The 18,873-nt window shown below is 47.6% G+C and carries 18 protein-coding genes; 17 read left to right on the top strand and 1 reads right to left on the bottom strand.

The genetic code is table 11. The features are described from left to right. Positions 1 to 58: 58 nt before the first annotated feature. The 8 genes from A8709_RS03740 (at position 59) to A8709_RS03705 (ending at position 9,493) form a co-directional block, all read left to right on the top strand. Entirely contained in the window at positions 59 to 1,057 is a 999-nt protein-coding gene (locus A8709_RS03740) for a glycoside hydrolase family 130 protein (RefSeq protein WP_065850850.1), read from the top strand. 97 nt (positions 1,058 to 1,154) lie between these two features. Continuing rightward, positions 1,155 to 1,766 (top strand): hypothetical protein, encoded by a 612-nt coding sequence (locus tag A8709_RS03735; RefSeq protein ID WP_167356994.1) that lies wholly within the window; start codon positions 1,155 to 1,157, stop codon positions 1,764 to 1,766. Continuing rightward, on the top strand, positions 1,750 to 3,243 hold the full coding sequence (locus A8709_RS03730; RefSeq protein WP_065850848.1) for a glycosyl hydrolase family 28-related protein: 1,494 nt from the start codon (positions 1,750 to 1,752) through the stop codon (positions 3,241 to 3,243). Before A8709_RS03735 ends, A8709_RS03730 begins: the two co-directional genes overlap by 17 nt. Before the next feature lie 246 nt (positions 3,244 to 3,489). Beyond that, positions 3,490 to 4,473: an ABC transporter permease gene (locus A8709_RS03725; RefSeq protein WP_084224649.1), complete on the top strand. Its 984-nt coding sequence runs from the start codon at positions 3,490 to 3,492 to the stop codon at positions 4,471 to 4,473. Between the two features lie 15 nt (positions 4,474 to 4,488). Next, complete coding sequence (locus A8709_RS03720; RefSeq protein ID WP_065850846.1) at positions 4,489 to 5,433, top strand: carbohydrate ABC transporter permease; 945 nt, start codon at positions 4,489 to 4,491, stop codon at positions 5,431 to 5,433. 73 nt (positions 5,434 to 5,506) lie between these two features. Further along, the gene (locus tag A8709_RS03715; RefSeq protein ID WP_065850845.1) at positions 5,507 to 7,057 is read left to right on the top strand and encodes an ABC transporter substrate-binding protein; all 1,551 of its coding nucleotides are present in this window, start codon (positions 5,507 to 5,509) and stop codon (positions 7,055 to 7,057) included. A 434-nt stretch (positions 7,058 to 7,491) separates the two neighbouring features. Beyond that, a complete protein-coding gene (locus tag A8709_RS03710; RefSeq protein WP_244163092.1) occupies positions 7,492 to 8,202 on the top strand; it encodes a class I SAM-dependent methyltransferase in 711 nt (236 codons plus the stop codon). Between the two features lie 76 nt (positions 8,203 to 8,278). Next, complete coding sequence (locus A8709_RS03705) at positions 8,279 to 9,493, top strand: ROK family protein (protein ID WP_244163085.1); 1,215 nt, start codon at positions 8,279 to 8,281, stop codon at positions 9,491 to 9,493. Here the strand turns inward: A8709_RS03705 and A8709_RS03700 are convergent. Beyond that, entirely contained in the window at positions 9,483 to 10,277 is a 795-nt protein-coding gene (locus tag A8709_RS03700) for an alpha/beta fold hydrolase (RefSeq protein WP_065850842.1), read from the bottom strand. The two genes, A8709_RS03705 and A8709_RS03700, sit on opposite strands and share 11 nt — an antisense overlap. 184 nt (positions 10,278 to 10,461) lie before the next feature. Here A8709_RS03700 and A8709_RS03695 point away from each other — a divergent pair, with 184 nt between their 5' ends. The 9 genes from A8709_RS03695 to A8709_RS03655 all read left to right on the top strand — a co-directional run bounded on the left by A8709_RS03695 (position 10,462) and on the right by A8709_RS03655 (position 18,750). Further along, positions 10,462 to 10,845 (top strand): hypothetical protein, encoded by a 384-nt coding sequence (locus A8709_RS03695; RefSeq protein ID WP_065850841.1) that lies wholly within the window; start codon positions 10,462 to 10,464, stop codon positions 10,843 to 10,845. Between the two features lie 184 nt (positions 10,846 to 11,029). Next, the gene (locus A8709_RS03690; protein WP_065850840.1) at positions 11,030 to 11,755 is read left to right on the top strand and encodes a response regulator transcription factor; all 726 of its coding nucleotides are present in this window, start codon (positions 11,030 to 11,032) and stop codon (positions 11,753 to 11,755) included. Further along, positions 11,752 to 12,801: a HAMP domain-containing sensor histidine kinase gene (locus A8709_RS03685; protein ID WP_065850839.1), complete on the top strand. Its 1,050-nt coding sequence runs from the start codon at positions 11,752 to 11,754 to the stop codon at positions 12,799 to 12,801. The genes A8709_RS03690 and A8709_RS03685 overlap by 4 nt, the downstream gene beginning before the upstream one ends. Before the next feature lie 152 nt (positions 12,802 to 12,953). Beyond that, complete coding sequence (locus A8709_RS03680; RefSeq protein ID WP_208607631.1) at positions 12,954 to 13,517, top strand: stalk domain-containing protein; 564 nt, start codon at positions 12,954 to 12,956, stop codon at positions 13,515 to 13,517. A gap of 157 nt (positions 13,518 to 13,674) precedes the next feature. Further along, positions 13,675 to 15,027, top strand: a complete 1,353-nt coding sequence (locus A8709_RS03675) for a molybdopterin-dependent oxidoreductase (protein WP_065850837.1) — start codon at positions 13,675 to 13,677, stop codon at positions 15,025 to 15,027. A 94-nt stretch (positions 15,028 to 15,121) separates the two neighbouring features. Further along, the gene (locus A8709_RS03670) at positions 15,122 to 15,766 is read left to right on the top strand and encodes an MOSC domain-containing protein (protein ID WP_065850836.1); all 645 of its coding nucleotides are present in this window, start codon (positions 15,122 to 15,124) and stop codon (positions 15,764 to 15,766) included. Next, the gene (gene mobA / locus A8709_RS03665) at positions 15,763 to 16,374 is read left to right on the top strand and encodes a molybdenum cofactor guanylyltransferase (protein WP_065850835.1); all 612 of its coding nucleotides are present in this window, start codon (positions 15,763 to 15,765) and stop codon (positions 16,372 to 16,374) included. The genes A8709_RS03670 and mobA overlap by 4 nt, the downstream gene beginning before the upstream one ends. Before the next feature lie 85 nt (positions 16,375 to 16,459). Beyond that, complete coding sequence (gene moaA, locus A8709_RS03660) at positions 16,460 to 17,464, top strand: GTP 3',8-cyclase MoaA (RefSeq protein ID WP_065850834.1); 1,005 nt, start codon at positions 16,460 to 16,462, stop codon at positions 17,462 to 17,464. A gap of 17 nt (positions 17,465 to 17,481) precedes the next feature. Further along, on the top strand, positions 17,482 to 18,750 hold the full coding sequence (locus A8709_RS03655; protein ID WP_244163084.1) for a molybdopterin molybdotransferase MoeA: 1,269 nt from the start codon (positions 17,482 to 17,484) through the stop codon (positions 18,748 to 18,750). Positions 18,751 to 18,873: the final 123 nt, after the last annotated feature.

Here is an 18,873-nt window from a genome sequence, read left to right as displayed (position 1 = left end):
CGTATCAAAATAGGTATGGTTATGGCCATGAATAAAAACCAATGTGGAGGTCCTAATGATGTCAATTCCTATAACAGGTTTATTAAAATCGAGCCAAGTGATTCAGCGTCATCCGAATAATCCGATTTTGGACGCAGCGCGTGTTCCGTATCCGACAGCACTTGTATTTAATGCAGGCGTGACCAAGTTCAATGGCCGCTATGTAATGGTCTTTCGCAATGATTACGGCTCTGTGAGTGAGCAACGATTGGAGTCTTCATCCACGACCGATCTGGGGATTGCCTATAGTCAAGATGGGATCCATTGGGAAGTCGGTCCTAAGCCGTGTTTCAAAATGAATGATGGGGAAATCATCCGTGCCTACGATCCGCGTCTTACTGTAATTGATGGACGTTGTTACATGTGCTTTGCCGTCGATACGCAGCATGGCATTCGCGGGGGTATTGCCGTTACCGACGATTTTGAAAAGTTCGAAGTTCTAAGCTTATCGACGCCTGATTTGCGGAATATGGTCCTGTTTCCTGAAAAAATTGGCGGTAACTATGTCCGTTTGGAACGTCCTTTTACCGTGTATAGTCGAGGTGGTCTTGATCGCTTTGACACATGGATTTCGGAGTCACCTGATCTGGTCTATTGGGGCAATTCGGATCTCCTGCTGGCTGTAGAGCAAGTTCCCTTTGCTAATGATAAAGTGGGTCCGGCTGCACCTCCCATCCGTACAGAGCGAGGTTGGCTGACGACCTTCCATGCGGTAGATATCGACCACGCTAGAGGCAAGAATGGCTGGGAGTCTGCATGGAAAAAGAGATATACAGGCGGCATTATGCTGCTTGACCTGCATAATCCGAAAAAAGTGATCGGTATGTATAAAGAGCCATTACTCGCACCAGAAGCCAGTTATGAGACGGATGGCGGATTTAGGAACGATGTCATTTTCCCCGGCGGGATGATTCTTGAGCCTTCAGGTGAAGTGAAAATTTACTATGGTTCTGCGGATACGGTTGTCTGCCTTGCAACTGCACATGTGGATGATCTCGTTCAGCTATGTTTGAAATAGGGGAAAGGCGGGTGTCATCAGAAGATGCCTAAGATGTGGGATCAGCCCTTACAAAGCGATTGAAATCGCTCGTGAGTTCGAATCGGAAGGAAATCGATTGACCTTGGATACGGAGCTCGAAAGCATCTATATCGTCGGCTCATTCGGCGTTGAATCGCAATCGCCATTCACGAATGGAGAGCGTCAAGCCGTATATACAGACGGACCGTTCGTCCTCACGGAGATGCCGAATGATGTAACAACGGGAGATCTTGTCCGACAGGGCTTTCCATTCTTTGCGGGTACATTACGTGTACAGCAGCTATTGTACGTAGAGGCTAATGAAATCGCAGAGGCCAAATGGCATTATGCTCTTCCACCGGATACCATCGTCAACAAACTGCGCATAAATGGTGATGAGGTTCGAAGCTTCCTGTGGGAGCCGTATGAAGCAGATATTTCACCATGGCTGCGTATCGGAGAAAATCTGATCGAAATCGAGTTGACCAACAGCTGCCGTAATTTGCTCGGCCCTCATCATCATATTCAAGGTGAGATTTATAAGGTAGGACCATCGAGTTTTACAGATACACCTGGATGGACGGATAGGGGTGTAGAGAAGGGAACACCTATGTACACGAATCGCTATTGCTTTGTGCAATTTGGGTTACAAGCTTCGCCCTATATTCGCTATACCAACAAGGAGGTTTCCTATGTCAGCAACGATTGAGACCTACCCTGTGCCATCCATCTATGCAGAATCTGAGTATTATTTGGTGAGAGCGGGAGATACTTCCATACCTGTGATCTCTTTTTTGACGGATCGTGATTATGATTACGCTCATTTCTCTTTTTCCGGCGCAACAATAATAACTATTACGGTGTGTGATCCGATCGATACGTATGCAATAAGCCCATTGGCGTTTGAGATTCAAGGGACGGTGGTTGGGAATCAGCTTTCGTTCAATCTGGAGGAATCCCGCTATCTCATTGTGAAAATTAACAATGTGAAGGAGCTCGTCCTCATCGCAGATCCGCTAGAAGAGAGCCCTCCACCTTCGGCTGGTGATGGCATCTATCATGTGGTGGCTGATTATGGAGCTGACCCCACAGGGACAACTAGGGCAACTAGAGCCATACAAGCAGCTATCAATGCTGCAAACTCGGCTGGCGGGGGCGTCGTATACATTCCCGAAGGTGTATTCCTGATCGGTAATCTGATGCTGAAAAGCCATGTTACACTCTATCTGAAAGGAGGAGCTGTACTTACGGCTACGGATCATAAAGAAGATTATACGATTGATTTTCATAAAGATAGTTTGAACTTGGATGGTACTTGGTTGATCCAGACGGAACCCAATTCCGTTGATATTTCAATCATTGGGAGAGGGACGATCGATGGAAATGGTTCATGGCTGAGAGCGAATCAGAACTTCGTGAGCAATCTGATCGTTCCCTTGGCTACGTCCAACTTTACGATAGATGGCATTATTGGAAGAGATGCTGGTCTGTGGTCGCTCATGCCCACTCGTTCCAATCATGTGAAGATCATGAACTATAAGGGCTTTCAATCGTTGGTTGACTATGAGGATGACGCCATAGATATTGTAGAGTCACAGCATGTGCTTGTTTCCCACACAATTGCCATTTCGGAGGACGACCCGTTCTCCACCAAAACGTGGAATGAAGCGACGGATATTGCGAAAAATTGGCCTGGTTCACCTCAAGTGCTTGAGGATGTGACGTTCGATGATGTGATCGCGTGGACCTGCTGCGCAGCATTTAAGGTAGGAATGGGTGTAGAGCAAGCGCAGCGGAATATTGTCTTTAGAAATAGTTACGTCTATCAAGCCAGCCGCGCTATCGCGATTCACCACCGCTTCGGTACTGCTCCTGCAGAGAACATCACCTTCGAGAATATCGATATTGAGCAAGTCATTCATACTAGAAATGGCCCGTATTGGCTGCAGTTGGAAATTGAAGAGAGCGGAAGAGGGATTGGCCCCGTCAGCGATATTCTCTTAAAAAATATTAAGGTGCGTAATCAAGGACGACTACCATCCATGATCCGGGGGAAAGATGAATTTCTCATTGAAGGTGTTACCTTCAATGAGATCTATATGCCGGGCAGCACGGAACCAGCAGTAACGTTGGAGGAGATGAATATACGCAGGCATGAACGATATGTTCTGACGGATATTCGTTAATTGAGAATAAATGGAAATTATTTTCTTTCAAGCCCTTGATTTTTAAGGGCTTTTTTATGTTGAAGTCTATATGGTATAAACCACAGAATTCACTTCATGACCGCATGACGATCCAGCATCGAATGTCACAGAAGTGCTCATTCGGTCACTCCGAGGATAGAGATTTACGTAGGGAAACCTTACAATGAACCTATAGCAAAGAAGTTGGCTTCAGCGGATCCATTGGAAAGGGGAGCAAGAGGGATGATGAACGATACTCCGAATACGGCAGCACAAGCAGCTCCTAGGCATACTGCAAAACGAACCCGGGTCAAATCAACTTTTCTATGGACGGTTCGCAAGTATTGGATCTTCTATGTGATGATGGCGCCTGCAGCCTTGCTGCTTATCATTAATAACTACATTCCCATGGCCGGGGTGTTAATTGCCTTCAAAAACGTGAACTACACCAAGGGGATTTGGGCGAGCCCATGGATTGGTTTCGACAATTTCAAATACTTGTTCTCCAGTGACGTGGCCTGGTCAATTACAAGAAATACAATTTCTTATAATCTGGTGTTCATCGTGTTGAATTTAGTGATAGCGGTTGCAATGGCGATCATGTTTAATGAAATGCGCAGTAAATTTCTAGCTAAGTTTCATCAAAGTACGATGTTTCTGCCGTTCTTTCTATCTATGGTGTGTGTTGCTTATCTGGTCTACGCTTTCTTGGGAGCAGAGCATGGTTTTGTGAATACGGTGCTGCTGCCAAAGCTGGGCATTCAGCCGATCGACTGGTATACGGAGCCGAAATATTGGACCGTGATCCTGCCGATCGTAAACACTTGGAAAAACCTTGGTTACTACACGGTGATTTACATGGCCGCTATTATTGGGATTGATCATGAATATTATGAGGCTGCTTTAATCGATGGTGCCAACAAATGGCAGCAAGTGAAACGCATCACGATTCCGCTCATCATGCCTGTTATGATTACGATGACACTGCTACAAGTAGGCAGAATCTTCTACGCGGACTTCGGCCTATTCTTCCAAGTTACGAAAAATGCAGGCGCTTTATTTCCGACTACGCAGGTTATAGATACGTATGTGTATCAAACGTTCCTCACGATGGGGGACATCGGAATGTCGTCGGCAGCAGGCTTGTATCAGGCGGTAGTTGGCTTCTTGCTCGTCCTGGTTACGAACTTATTTGTTAGAAAAGTGAGCAAAGAGAATGCACTATTTTAAGAAGGAGTGGCTGTCATGAGTGAAGCAATTTCGGTACGCAAGCAGCGGATAGCCAAGAAACAGGGACCCAACGATTTATCACCTACAGCGAATTTGTTGGTTAACGTGTTTTTCTGGATCTATACCGCAGCCTGTATCATGCCGCTGGTTTTAGTGATTATTGTCTCCTTCTCCGATGAAAAGGGCGTACTGATTCATGGCTACAATTTTATCCCGGACGGATGGAGCTTGGAAGCCTATAAATTTATGTTCAAGGATTGGCATCAAATTTTACGCTCTTTTGGGATTTCAGTCTTCTTAGCGACGGTGGGCACGGCGATCAGTCTAGTAATGATGTCACTGTATGCGTATCCCATCTCGCGAAGTGATTTTCCACATAAAAGTTTCTTCTCCTTCTTCATGTTCTTCACCATGCTCTTCAATGGGGGACTCGTTCCTTGGTATCTGGTGTATACACAAATGCTAGACTTGAAAAATACGATCGCTGCGCTCATGCTGCCCTTACTCGTATCCGCTTTCTTCGTCTTGCTGCTGCGAACCTTCTTTGCCAATTCGATCCCCATGCCCTTAATTGAGGCTGCGAAAATCGATGGTGCCGGTGAGGTACGGATTTTTAGCCAAATTATTATTCCGCTTTCCTTACCTGTTCTAGCCTCTGTCGGATTGTTTCAGGTGTTGAACTATTGGAACGACTGGTTCCTTAGTCTGGTGTTCATCTCAGGGAGTAAAAATATCAATCTCCAATTCATGATGTACAAAACGATGCTCGATATTCAGTTTCTAACTTCAAATGTGCAGGCAAGTCAGGGATTATCACAAGCAGGCGGCATTCTTCAGCTCCCGACGGAAACTGTGCGCATGGCGATGGCTGTTCTCGGGATCGGTCCAATTGTGTTCGCGTATCCTTTCTTTCAGAAATATTTTAAGAAAGGCTTGACGGTTGGGGCCATTAAAGGGTAGTTTAAGACGGCTTGTACCAGCTTAGGCTGGATTAGCATATAGGAAGAAACAAGAAAAGGGAGGCAATCCATCAATGAAAGCTTTGAGAAAAAGCACTCTTGCACTTCTTACACTGACGTTTTCGTTATCACTCACCTTAGCGGGCTGTTCCAAAAGTACGACAGAGACGACTGCAAGCGCTACACCGGCACCAGCAACAAGTACAGCACCAGCTGCGACGAAAGCAGCAACATCCGATCTGAAGCCTTATGAAGTGAAACTCGTTTATCCTGGGACGCCTCAGCCTGACCAAGCCAAGGTGGAAGATGCGATGAATAAGGTGTTGAAAGACAAAATCAACGCAACGATCAAATTGATGCCTATCGATTGGGGTCAATGGGATAACAAAACGAATCTGATGATTGCCTCCCGTGAAGAGTTCGATATTCTGTTCACTGCACAATGGAACGGTCATGCTGTTAACGTGGGTAAAGGGGCGTTAATGCCACTTAATGACCTATTGGGGCAATATGGCAAAGGGATTACAGACTCCCTTGATCCAGCTTTCTTGGAAGGCGCGAAAATCAATGGTAAAAACTATGGCGTTCCAACGAATAAAGAGCTAGCCGCTTCCGGGGGCGTTGTGTATCGCTCAGACATAGCGAAAGAACTTGGTATTGATATGACGGCAGTGAAAACGATGGCTGATCTTGGCAATGTTCTCAAAGTGGTGAAAGAGAAAAAGCCTGAAATGACGGCGTTCTTCCTTCGCGACGGAGATAATCTGAATGCGCATTATTTGGCTCAATATGACTATCTAGGTGACAGCACCATTCCAGGTGTTATTATGAAAGATGGCACGGACACAAAAGTGATTCCGAAATGGGATCAACCGCGTTATAAGGAAATTTTGAAATTAACACGTGATTTTATGCAAAAAGGGTATGTCAATAAAGATGCGGCTACAACGCAATTATCGGGTCAAGATGCTTTGAAATCCGGCAATGTGTTCATGATTACGTCTTCTTTAAAACCTGGTAAAGACAGCGAATTAGCGAATGCGGTAAATCTTGTTGGGAAGTTGGCTCAAATTGAGCTGACACCACGTACGATTTCAACTGGCGACACAGCCGGATCCATGTTGGGTATCTCTGTTACATCCAAAGATCCAGCTCGTGCGATGATGGTGATTAACCTGCTTCACACGGATAAACAATTGAACAATTTAATCAACTTCGGTATTGAAGGTGTCCACTACACGAAAGTGTCTGAGAACATTATCAAAGCTACTGATGCAGGTAAAAATTATGCACCGGGTGCAGCATGGCAGTTCGGTAACCAGTTCCTCAACTATTTGTACGATAATGAAGATCCGCAGAAATGGGATAAATTCAAAGAATTCAATAAATCCGGCAAGAAATCGCCAGGTCTAGGCTTCACGTTCGACTCGGAGCCTGTCAAAACGCAAGTAGCAGCTGCAGTTAACGTAGGCAAAGAATTCGATGCTGCGATGGATACAGGTTCTGTAGATATGGATGCTTCCTTGCCGAAATATCAAGACAAAATGAAAGCAGCAGGCATTGATAAAATTATTGCTGAGAAGCAGAAGCAGTTGGATGCCTTCTTAGCAGCTGCTAAGAAATAAGTTTGATCTATGTATAAGGAGTCAGGTGCAATTGAGACCTGGCTCCTTATTTGTATGACCACTCAAGTATGGCTAATTACCAAACAAAAGTCATTGTTACGATAACAAGTAAAACGAAAAGAACAAGAACAACAGCAGCGGACGATCCACCATAACCAGCACAACTACCTGCAGCTACACCCATTTATGTCACCCCCCATTCAAGGACTGCTCCTCCGCAGAAGCGGGTGAGAGACAATACTATCCTATGGTAATCTGTCACGATTGGATTGGGTGTTTCGCCTATACACACGGTGAAGATAACTGGATTTAGGCAAATGCCCGTTTTTGGGAAAAAGCGGTACGGAAGTTGAACAAGTGACGTCAGCCCTCCATATGGTAGAAAAAGAACATAACGCCATTGCGGAGGTGTAGGGGCTATCGAATACTTGGATATGTTAGCGAAGCTTGGGATAGGTAATGCACATCCCGGAGGATTCGGGGAAACCATTGATCAATTGAAGAAATATCCGATAGAACAAGGTAAAAAGGTGCTGGAGGTTGGCTGCGGGACAGGACGAACAGCCTGTTACTTGGCTGAACAAGGCTGCGAAGTCACGGCTGTCGATATTCGTCCGGAGATGATCGCCAAAGCCAAAATTCGAGCGGAGAAACAGGGTGTACAAGTAAATTTTCTGATTGGGGATGTATGCCAGTTACCCTTTGAGGCTGATACTTTTGATGTAGTGTTGGTGGAGTCGGTCACGAATTTCGCTGATGCCCAGAAAGCTTTGTCCGAGTATTACCGCGTCTTAAAATCAGAAGGCAAGCTATATGACCGTGAAGTCATTAAAGTGAAAGAGATGACACCAGCCATTCACCGATCCCTATGCAGCTTCTATGGGGTAGGTAAAATTTATAAGCTGGAAGAGTGGCAAGAGCTCTTAATCGGCAACCAGTTCATTGATGTCACCTCGACGGGCATACATCCGTTTCCTTTAACGATGTTTGAGGATCAAGTTCAACATCCAGATCCTGTCCATTTATCAGACCGGCAATCGTTCATGGACCCGCGCATCTGGCAGATTACAGCGCGGTATGATGAACTCGTTAGCAAATATCACCCGTATATGGGGTACACGCTCATGATAGGATCCAAAGCGTAAGGGAAAATCTGAAGCAGGATATTGGCTCCTTGATGGCGAAGCATTTGAGACAGATTATCATTGGGGGCTGCTTCTCGTGAACGTAGATGTTATTTCAGAACGGATTTCGAATCGCAAGGCCAAAGAAGTATATGAGCTGATTACACGACAAACAACTGTTTCGAAAATAGATTTATTAGATCAAAGCGGTTTGACCGTATCGACGTTGACAAGGCTCCTAGAGGAACTGACGAGCCAAGGACTCATCTTAGAATCGGGCTTCGGCGCATCGACAGGTGGGCGGAGGCCGATTTTGTATGAAAAGAATCCCGCGTATGCCTATATCTTTGGTGTGGAAATATCGCGAACATTATCGAAGCTGGTTCTTGTTGATCTGGGCATGAATAAGCTGGATACGAAGAGCTGGGCGATGACAGAAGTCATGACCCCTGAAGTGCTGATTCCACTGATCGTAGAGGAAGCGCAGCGAATGCTGACTCAGCATCAGATTCCAACATCGGAAGTGCTGGGGATGGGGATCGGAGCGGTAGGACCTGTAGACCGGTTGTCAGGTGTTATTCTAGAGCCATCCTACTTCCCAGCTAGCGGGTGGAGGAATGTGGAAATTTGCCAGCGGTTGAGCCAGGAGCTGGGGATTCCTACACTTTTAGACAATGGGGCAAACACAGCCATTCTAGCTGAGTCCTGGCATCAGCGGACGCGTAGCTTCAAGCATTTACTCTACATTCATGCAGGCGTTGGCTTGCGTTCGTCGATGGTATCCGAAGGTAAAGTGATTTATGGCGCGGTGGATATGGAAGGCTCAGTGGGCCAAATGATTATTCAAACGGATGGCGTTGCTCACCGTAACCAAGCTGGCAATTATGGAGCGCTAGAATCTTACGCTTCCTTATATGCTATAGAAAAGGCCGCGAGATCAGCCTTAAAAAAAGGTAAATCGACAATACTCTCCCATATGGTCGAGGATCCGGAGCAGGTCTCCTACGTGCACATTATGGAGGCTCTACAAAAAAATGATCCCCTTGCCGTGGAGATCGTGACGGAGGCTGCGACCTATTTTGGGATCGGTCTTGCGAATTTATTAAATATTTTGCACCCGGAGAAAGTGATCATCGGAGGGCCCTTGATTTCAGGCGGGGAGCTCTTCTTCCAGACGGCAACGCAAGTTGCCATCCGGAAAACCTATTATTACCCCGCCTATCAGGTTGTGTTTAGCAAAGGGCAGCTGGGCGATGAAGCCCTTGCGATTGGGGCTGCGGTCATGGTGATGAATCAGCTCGTTAAGGCGTAATCTCTTGTAGGAAGCTAAAGAGCAGATCATTAAAAGCTTCGGGTTTCTCCATGGGCGTCAGATGGGAAGCTGATGGAATTACGTGGAATTGGGCACCAGCGATCCGGTCTGCCATTGCCTTCATCACGTCCGGTGGTGCGATTGCATCCTGCTCACCTGCGATGACGAGAGTAGGTACTTGAATAGAGCTTAGCAGTTCCACGGAGTCTTCACGGAATGCCATTGCAATGCTGGCATGGACAAGTCCCTCGGCTGGCATACTATCCATCGCAGTCCGTAAATCATCGATGAGCTGAGGCTGATCTTGGAGCGTCGCTGGCGTTACAAGCTTCGGCAGCATCGCATCTCGGGCGGCAGCGGGTCCTTTGTCATAGAGATTTACCGCCATGTTCATCCGATTCTTACGTCCTTCTTGGCCATCTGGCTCAGGGCGAGTATTGGCGAAGATCAGCGCTGAGAAGCGTTCAGGCGCTAAGCGCAGAAGTGCTAAGGCGACATAGCCGCCCATGGAGAAACCTCCGAGGGTGGCTTTTTCTATGCCTTTTTCATCCATAATGGCGAGAATGTCCTGTGCATAATGCGTGAGAGACATCGGTGATACGGGCACATCAGATTGCCCCATTCCCCGGAAATCAGGTGCAATGACGCGATAGCTAGGCGACAAGGCATCTACCTGGGATTGCCACATGCGATGATCTAACGGAAAGCCATGAAGTAAGATAATAGGAGCTCCTTGCCCCTGGTCTTGTACGAATAGAGTAGTGCCGTTTACGCGTTGTTTCATTGATTTTCTCCCTCCAAGATCCTCATTTTAAAATAAATAGCGAAAAAGTTATGTCTTCATACTTTCATTATGGTTAACTCATACTTACTTAACATTTCATTGCTATTCTTTTATTATACCTAGAGTACTTCACCAAGAACAGGCAAAACGAAACATTCATTTTCACGAAATGGGGTTCATTGATATGACTAAAAAACCATGGTCCACACAAGAACTGGACAGATTAATTCGCCTTTCCTCGGAGTGCCCACCTGTCGTTATTGCCAAAGAATTGTCACGTCCAGTCACATCAGTTCGCAAAAAAATGCGTGAAATGGGTGTCAGCTACGTATCGGGAGAGCAATGGAAAAAAAGTCAAATTCAATACCTCATTTCGGATGAAGGTACTACGTACAAAAATAAACATAATCTAACGCAGGAAACGAAAGAAAATGAGTTTGAATCCCCAGTGCTGGACGAGTTCTGGACAACCCTTGTGAAAATGGCGCGAGTAGCTAAAAAGAGGGGGAAACGGGTCGATGTCCTTTCGTTTATCGATACATACCGTAAGATCCGTATTGGCGGTTAATTTCATAGATGCCATCCTTTGAAGGTGAAATCCGTTACGACGTGATTTGACCTTTTTCTTTTGTTTACAGGCATGCACTCCGATTTGTAAGACATCTGTAAGCTTTGAATGAGATGAATTGAGGTATAATCAACATTATATGCAACGAAAGTAAGGGGCTTTATTTAGGAGGTAGTGTCAAGGGATGAATCATTCACTCATTCTCGTTGTTGATGATGAGACCAATATAACCGATGTGTGCTCTGTCTATTTACAGCGGGAGGGCTATCAGGTGATCACTGCGGAAGGTGGAGAGGAAGCGCTCCGTTTGTGGCGGGATCACAGCCCACAGCTGATTGTTCTTGATCTGATGATGCCTGGCAAAAACGGCTGGCAAGTATGCGAAGAAATTCGCAACGAGCAGGATGTGCCCATCATCATGCTGACCGCGCGAGGCGATGAAATGGATCGCCTGATGGGGTTAACGATGGGCGCAGATGATTACATGACGAAGCCTTTCTCCCCGCGTGAGCTGGTGCTGCGAGTGAAGGCCATACTTCGTCGGCAGCAGCGAAGCCAGCAGGAGGGGACTAGTGTAGTGGCGAGCGCAGTGCCGGGACATGTACTGAAGTTTCCGGGGCTGGAGCTGAATGTGCTGCACCGCAGTGTCCGTGTGAACGGGAAGGAAATTGAGCTAACCGTGAAAGAGTTTGAGCTGTTGCACCTGTTTACGGGGCATCCGGAGCAAGTCTTTTCACGAAATCAACTGCTAAATAAGGTGTGGGATGTTGACTATTATGGGGACACCACGACCGTTACTGTGCACATCCGTCGATTGCGGGAGAAGATCGAATCGAATCCCTCTCAGCCTCGTTTTATCAAGACCGTTTGGGGAATTGGCTATAAATTCGAGGGTAGGGAGCCATCATGAAGCTGCGGATGTATTTGCTAATCGCGAGCGGGGTAAGCACGGGCATGATTCTGCTGACCTTATTTATCTGCTATCAATATATGTTATTGAATTGGAAGGATGTTGTAATCCTCACGACCGTCACGCTTAGCGCGGCGGGGGTATCGATGCTCATTCATTACTTCATGACGAGACCGCTCGAGAAAGCAATTCAAGCGATTACACAAGAAACGACACATATTGCGGAGGGTCATTTTAAAGGCAAAGTGCCTCAGATTGGTCCTGTTGAATTCCAACGACTGGCTGAGCAATTTAATCGGATGACGGGAAAATTGAACGAGAGTTTCGGGCAAATTCGGTCTGCCGAAGCATCGCGTAAAGAGCTGGTAGCGAACGTTTCGCACGATCTGCGAACGCCAATGGCCTCGATTCAGGCCTTCGTCGAAGCCTTACAAGATGATGTCATTGCTGATAAGCCGACGTTCGAACGGTATTTGCAGACGATTCGACTGGAGACGGGGCGCTTAGATGCGCTCATTCAAGAATTGTTTAAGCTGTCCCAGCTAGATGCGGGAGGCACGGAATTCGTTCCTGAGCGATACCATGTGGATCATTTGTTGGTGGATGGGTTGCAGAGCTTGGCTTTTCAGCTAGAGGAAAAAGGGATGCAGGTTGAAGTCGATCTTCCGGATCGATTGCCGCCAGTGGCGATCATGCCGCAGGAAATGAAGCGGGTGCTTGCTAATATTTTGGACAATGCGATTCGGCATTCACCTGTTGGCGGCAGGATTGATATCCAGGCTGAGCCTATGTCAGAACAGTTCGTACGTCTGAGTATTGCCGATCAAGGGCATGGGATTGATGAGGGAGATAGGGAGCGCGTCTTCGATCGCTTCTATCGGGCAGATCCCTCCCGGACACGGGCAAGCGGCGGAGCTGGCCTCGGACTGGCCATTGCAAAATCGATCATTGAGCTGCACGGTGGAACGATTGGTGTTGAACGTCATAAGAGTGACGCGGGAGACGGAAGCCGATTCTGGTTTACGATGCCGATTTATAAATCATAGTGGATAGGGGAAAGAGTCTGGCAGGTGATGCTGGGCTTTTTTTTGTTAGCCTCCTGTAAGTGTTTCGTAAGACTCTCGTTAGTGATTGGTAAGCTTGGCACGATAAATTAGGTGATGAGAAGAGCAGGTAAGAGAGGAAAGGGATGAGAGAGATGAATGAAATGAACCGAATGACAGCAGTGGCGACAAAGGAAAATACGAAGGAGTGGAAAGGGATGCATGAAATGAGTATGGAGGATACATGGAACGCGAAGGGGACGAACGTGAGGTCGAGAACAAGGTTATCTTGGAAAAGAGCACTGCTTGTGGGCGTTGTTGCCTGTACACTGGCCTTGCCAACGATGGCTAGCGCTGAAGAAATGATGGCAAAGCAGGTTGATTACTCGGGAATTCAAACGATGATGAAAGATGGCACTGAACTAGTCCCGCTGCGCCAAGTAGCCGAATCGCTCGGGTTCAAAGTGACTTGGCAGGATGCAACACGTTCGATCGTTTTGACGAAGATGATGATGGGTGACATGGGCGATAAGAAGATGGATGATAAGGGAATGATGGGCGATAAGCATATGATGATGGGAAGTACGTTTGTCATTCAGATTGACAGCATGACGATTCAAGATGGCGGAATGGCTGGCATGTTGATGTACGCTCCTATGCTAATTAATAGTATGACCTATGTGCCAAAAGCATTTGTAGATACTTATTTGTTGAAGTAAGCAGCATGACAAATGATGAGCCTGCCGAGATGGCAGGCTCATTGTATTTCAACTGGGAGATAATATTAGGTGTTTGTAAGCCTTTCTTAATATTTATGCGTTATGATAGGTACATAGATCGATTGAACGTACATAACGAATGAAGGATGTGGCGAGAATGGAGTCCAAAAGAGGCTGGCTAAAACAGTCATTTGGTAAGCGGTTAAATGCCATACATAGCTGGAATGCTTGGATTTTGCTGCTTCTGACGGCGACGGGGATTGTGCTCAGTATTGGCGCAATCCGCGGGGATCTCGGAAGCTTTCGTGTGACGTTGAAGCAGCTTCACATTTATTTAGGCATTGCCTCGATTCTGCTGCTGATTCTGTACGCGCCAATGATTCGCAAACATTGGCGGCAGATCCGTACGCGGCCTAATCAACGCGCGAATCTAGTGTTCGTGCTCGCACTGTTGCTCGGCTGGGCCGGATCAGGCGTAATCCTGTGGCAGTTCCGACACATGCCGCCCGCATGGAACAACTCGGCACTCTTTGTGCATGACCTGCTCACGTGGGTCGGAGTGCCGTATGCCGTGTACCACGCCATCTCGCGCAGCCGATGGCTTAAGCGCCAACAGCGGCTCGAGCAAGCCGCTGCCGCAGGCAAACCGCCGGTGACACGTTCGGCGGTGCCAGCCCCTGCTGCCGCCGCAAGCGTCGCAGCGGCGGAAAAGGCTCCCGTGGCGGCGAATGACGCCACGTCACGCACGGCAGCGCAGGCGGTTATCGCCGCGCTGAAGGAATCACCGATCACACGCGCGTCATTCCTGCGACTCGTCGCAGGGCTGCTGCTCGTGATCGCGGTCGGACCGGCCTTTTATCGCTGGATAAAAGGCGCATTGGATAACGGCGGCTCCGCAACCGACGAATATGTGGCGAACGACGGCAACCGCATGCTGCCGCCGCCAGAGCCATTGCCGGACTCCGCCGCGGTTGTAGGCGGAGGAGCGAAAGGGAATTTCCGTGTCTACACGGTGACGGAAATTCCGGCATTTTCATCCGACAACTGGAAATTCGCGATTTCGGGTCTCGTTGATAACCCCAACGCGTGGAACTGGGAGCAATTCCTGAAACTGAAGCGGACCGTGCAAGTCAGTGATTTCCATTGTGTGACGGGTTGGTCCGTGTACAAATGTACATGGGAAGGTATCCCGCTGAAGGAAATGTTAGCTGCTGCAGGCGTTCAATCCTCTGCGAAATTCGTGAAATTTTACTCGGGAGATAAAGTATATACGGATGCTCTTTCCTTAAGCCAAGCGAACGGGGACGATATTATGGTCGCTGTCATGATGGACGGGAAGCCAATTCCGCAGCAATTAGGCGGACCCGTTCGATTGATCGTACCGCAAATGTATGCCTATAAATCAGTGAAATGGCTGCAAGGTATTGAACTGATCGATAAAGAGCACATGGGTTATTGGGAAGTACGGGGCTATGACAACGATGCTTGGGTCGGAAGATCTAACGCGTAATTACCAAGCTCGGACAGGATGGGCACTGACTTTTTTGAAGGTTTTTGGTATAGTAAGGGCAAAGAATCCTGTTCGAAAATGAGGGACATTTGCCATGAAAATTACATCCATTAACGTGGGGCTACCCCAAACCATACAATATCAAGGCAAAGAGCTGACTACGGGGATCTATAAGACGCCGGTCAGCTCCTCTTTGTTTGTATCGAAGGTACAGATAGAGGGAGATGGGCAAGCTGATTTGAACTTTCATGGCGGCGTTGACAAAGCCATTTGTGCGTATCCAGAGGAGCACTATGTCTATTGGGAAAAGCTGCGCGGCCATGAGCTGGAAGCCGGTACGTTTGGTGAGAATTTAACGATACGCGGTTTACAAGAACACGACATTTGTATTGGGGATACGTTTGCAATTGATGAGGTGATTGTGCAAGTTTCACAGCCTCGTCAGCCCTGTCATAAACTAGCGAAGCGGATGGATTGGCCAGAAGCAGCTCTTCATGTACAAGAGACGGGTTACACCGGGTATTATTTTCGCGTGCTGAAAGAGGGCTACATTGCTCCTGATTCTGAGATGAGACTTATCGCAAGAGATGAGAAGGCAGTGACGGTTGCATTTGCCAATCAGATCAAGTACCACGATAGGTTCAATCTGGAAGCGGTCAAAAGAGTTGCAGGGATTGAGGCACTATCGGACAGCTGGAAGCAATCATTTCAGAAAAGACTGGCGGAGCTTGAAGCATGATGACGGGGGTCATATTAGCTGGAGGGCTAAACCGACGCATGGGAGGCCAATCTAAAGCGCTCCTCCCTGTGCAGGGGGAAGCTATTATGCTAAGGCAGTTGAAGGAAATGGCACGCTGGTGTCAACAAGTGATCGTCGTGACGAATGAGCCTGATACTTTACAGCCGATGCTTGCCGCGTGGGATCACGATGTGCTATGTGTTAGTGACATTTACTTGCAGAAGGGGCCATTAAGCGGCATTCATGCCGCATCCAGTGTCGCGCAAGCATCTCATCTTTGGATTGTCGGCTGTGATATGCCTTATATCTCGGGGGAAGCTGCGGAAGCGATGCTGACGGTGTGCAGAGAGAACAATGTGGATGCGATCATTCCCGAGTTGAATGGCCGTCTGCATCCGCTGCATGGCATTTATGCCAGAGATGTGGGGAGCGAGGCCGAATTGCTGCTGCGGGAAGAGAGTTATCGCTTAATGGGGCTGCTTGACCATTTGGATTGGCAGCCTGCACAGGCTGCATTTTTCGAGGAGCGACATATCCGAACGGATTTTGCTGTGAATATCAATACGCCAGATGAGTATAAAGACATGTTAGATAATCTATCATTATAGTTAATTTACCAGATAAAGGTACTAGAGAATCTAGGATTTTGTTAGAAAATATGCCATAATGGACGGAGAGAGAAGGTGAACTCCTATGCCAAAACAGTTAGTGGATCGTTTTGGACGGATGCATGATTACCTGCGCATCTCAGTGACGGATCGTTGTAATTTGCGTTGTGTATATTGTATGCCTGAAGAAGGAATGGAATTTGAACCGGATGAGAAGCTGTTAACTTTTGATGAAATCACAGAGATTGTCCGTGTGTTAGCTGGCCTTGGTGTTCGCAAATTGCGACTAACCGGCGGGGAGCCCTTGGTTCGTAAAAACTTGGAGCAACTTATTGGTAGGCTATCCCAAATTCCTGGAATAGAAGATATTGCGTTGACGACAAATGGGATCTACTTTGCATCACGAGCGGAAAAGCTTCGGGCGGCAGGGTTGACCCGTGTAAATATTAGTTTGGATTCATTGAAAGCGGATCGGTTCTCGATGATTACACGCGGTGGAGATATCCGTCGCGTGCTAGCTTCTATTGAGGAAGCTTATCGGGTAGGTATTACACCAATTAAGCTAAATGTGGTGCTGATGAAGGGCATCAATGATGACGAAATCGCTGACTTTTTGCAAATGACGATCGATCGTCCGATTCAAGTGCGGTTTATTGAATATATGCCGATCGGTCATCAGGATGAAGACTGGAAGAGCCGATATCTTTCCCTGACAACGGTCCTCGATCGCTGCAAGGAAATGGGCTGGGAGGCAACAGCTTCCGACGCTGTGTACGGAAACGGTCCTGCGCAAAATTATCGTATCAAAGGCGCGTTAGGCTCTTTCGGCCTTATCCATCCGATTAGTGATCATTTCTGCGAAACCTGTAATCGGCTGCGCCTAACGGCGGATGGCAATATCAAGCCGTGCTTGTATTGGTCTGATGAATTCAACGTGAGAAAGTATATCGGGGACGATGCAGCGGTCGAAGATTTGTTCTTCCGTGCGCTGGATATCAAACCGCAAAATCATGAAATGGCGCAGGCACTGATGAATGAAGAACAGTCGCATACGCCAACGAATCGCCGAATGTCACAAATTGGCGGCTAGCATTAGGGAGGCATGGGGTGCAAGTGAATAGTGAAATGAAGCTTAGGTTTGGCCGTAACGTGATCTCCGTGGAAGAGGCACGAGCGACACTTTACGAATATGTTGAACCCACAGAATCAGAATCTGTTCTCTTGCAGTCGTCCTACGGAAGAAGACTCGCGATAGATATTTACGCGGATCATGCGGTGCCACATTTTCGAAGGTCGGGTGTTGATGGCTATGCCGTTCGCTCTAAGGATATTGGAGAAGCAACGCCACATGCTCCTGTTGTCTTACGGGTCATAGAACGAATCCCAAGTGGAACGGTGCCACGGCAATCCATCCAAGCAGGAACAGCAGCCCGCATTATGACAGGAGCACCTGTTCCAGATGGGGCAGATACTGTGGTGATGCTGGAGATGACGGACTCGCTGCAAGATGAGATAGGGCGGGATGCGAAGGTTAGCATCAAAAAAAATGTGCTCGCAGCTAGTAATATAACTCCGATTGCTGGTGAAGTTGCCTCTGGAGAGCTGCTGATAGAACGCGGAACTTTGATCGGTCCGGGAGAAGCCGCGATCTTAGCGACTTTCGGTTACTCCGAAGTCATGGTGCATCGAAGGCCGAGAGTGGCTATTTTCTCAACGGGGTCAGAGCTATTGCAAGTAGAGCATGAGCTTCTGCCAGGGAAAATCCGTAACAGCAACAGCTATATGTTGGCCGCGCAGGTTGAGGCCGCGGGTGGAACTGCTGTGATCATGCCAGTTCTCCCCGATGATCCGCTGCACGTGGAAGCAGCTCTGCAAGAGGTGCTCCCGCATGTCGATTTCATTTTAACTTCCGGTGGAGTCTCTGTCGGTGATTATGATGTTTTAGTAGATCTATTCGGAAGATTCGACGGAAAGCTGTTATTTAATAAAGTAGCGATGCGTCCAGGCACACCGACGAGTGCGGCAGTTTGGCAGGGTAAACTGCTCGTGGCCTTGTCAGGAAATCCGGGCGCCTCGTTCGTGGGTTTTGAATTGTTTGCGAAGCCGCTGATTGAAGCCATGTTAGGGAACCCGAAAGATGAACCAGCAGCGTATACAGCCTATCTGGACGTTCCATATGACAAACCATCGGCTTATCCCCGTTATGTACGAGGTACGACTCGCGTCGAAGAGGGTTCCTTATGGGTCAGACCAGCTGGTATTGATAAGTCGAGTATCATGGTATCGATCAAAGATGCCGATTGCTTGATTTGGCTGCCAGCAGGAGGGCAAGGGTTTCAGCGGGGCGACTGTGTGAAGGTATATGCGACTAGGTGAACAATTGAGATCATGCAACAGACTGCTCAATCGGCACAAATGTGCTCGTTCTAATAATATCATTTTCAAAATATAAAGCATCAAGTTTGGCGCTAACAAGAAACCGTCTGGTCAAGAGGGGCA

The sequence above is a fragment of the Paenibacillus pectinilyticus genome (assembly GCF_001700435.1).
Taxonomy (GTDB): Bacteria; Bacillota; Bacilli; order Paenibacillales; family NBRC-103111; genus Paenibacillus_E; species Paenibacillus_E pectinilyticus.
The sequence above is the reverse complement of the archived record's forward strand: the minus strand, read 5'-3'. Positions and strand labels throughout refer to the sequence as shown.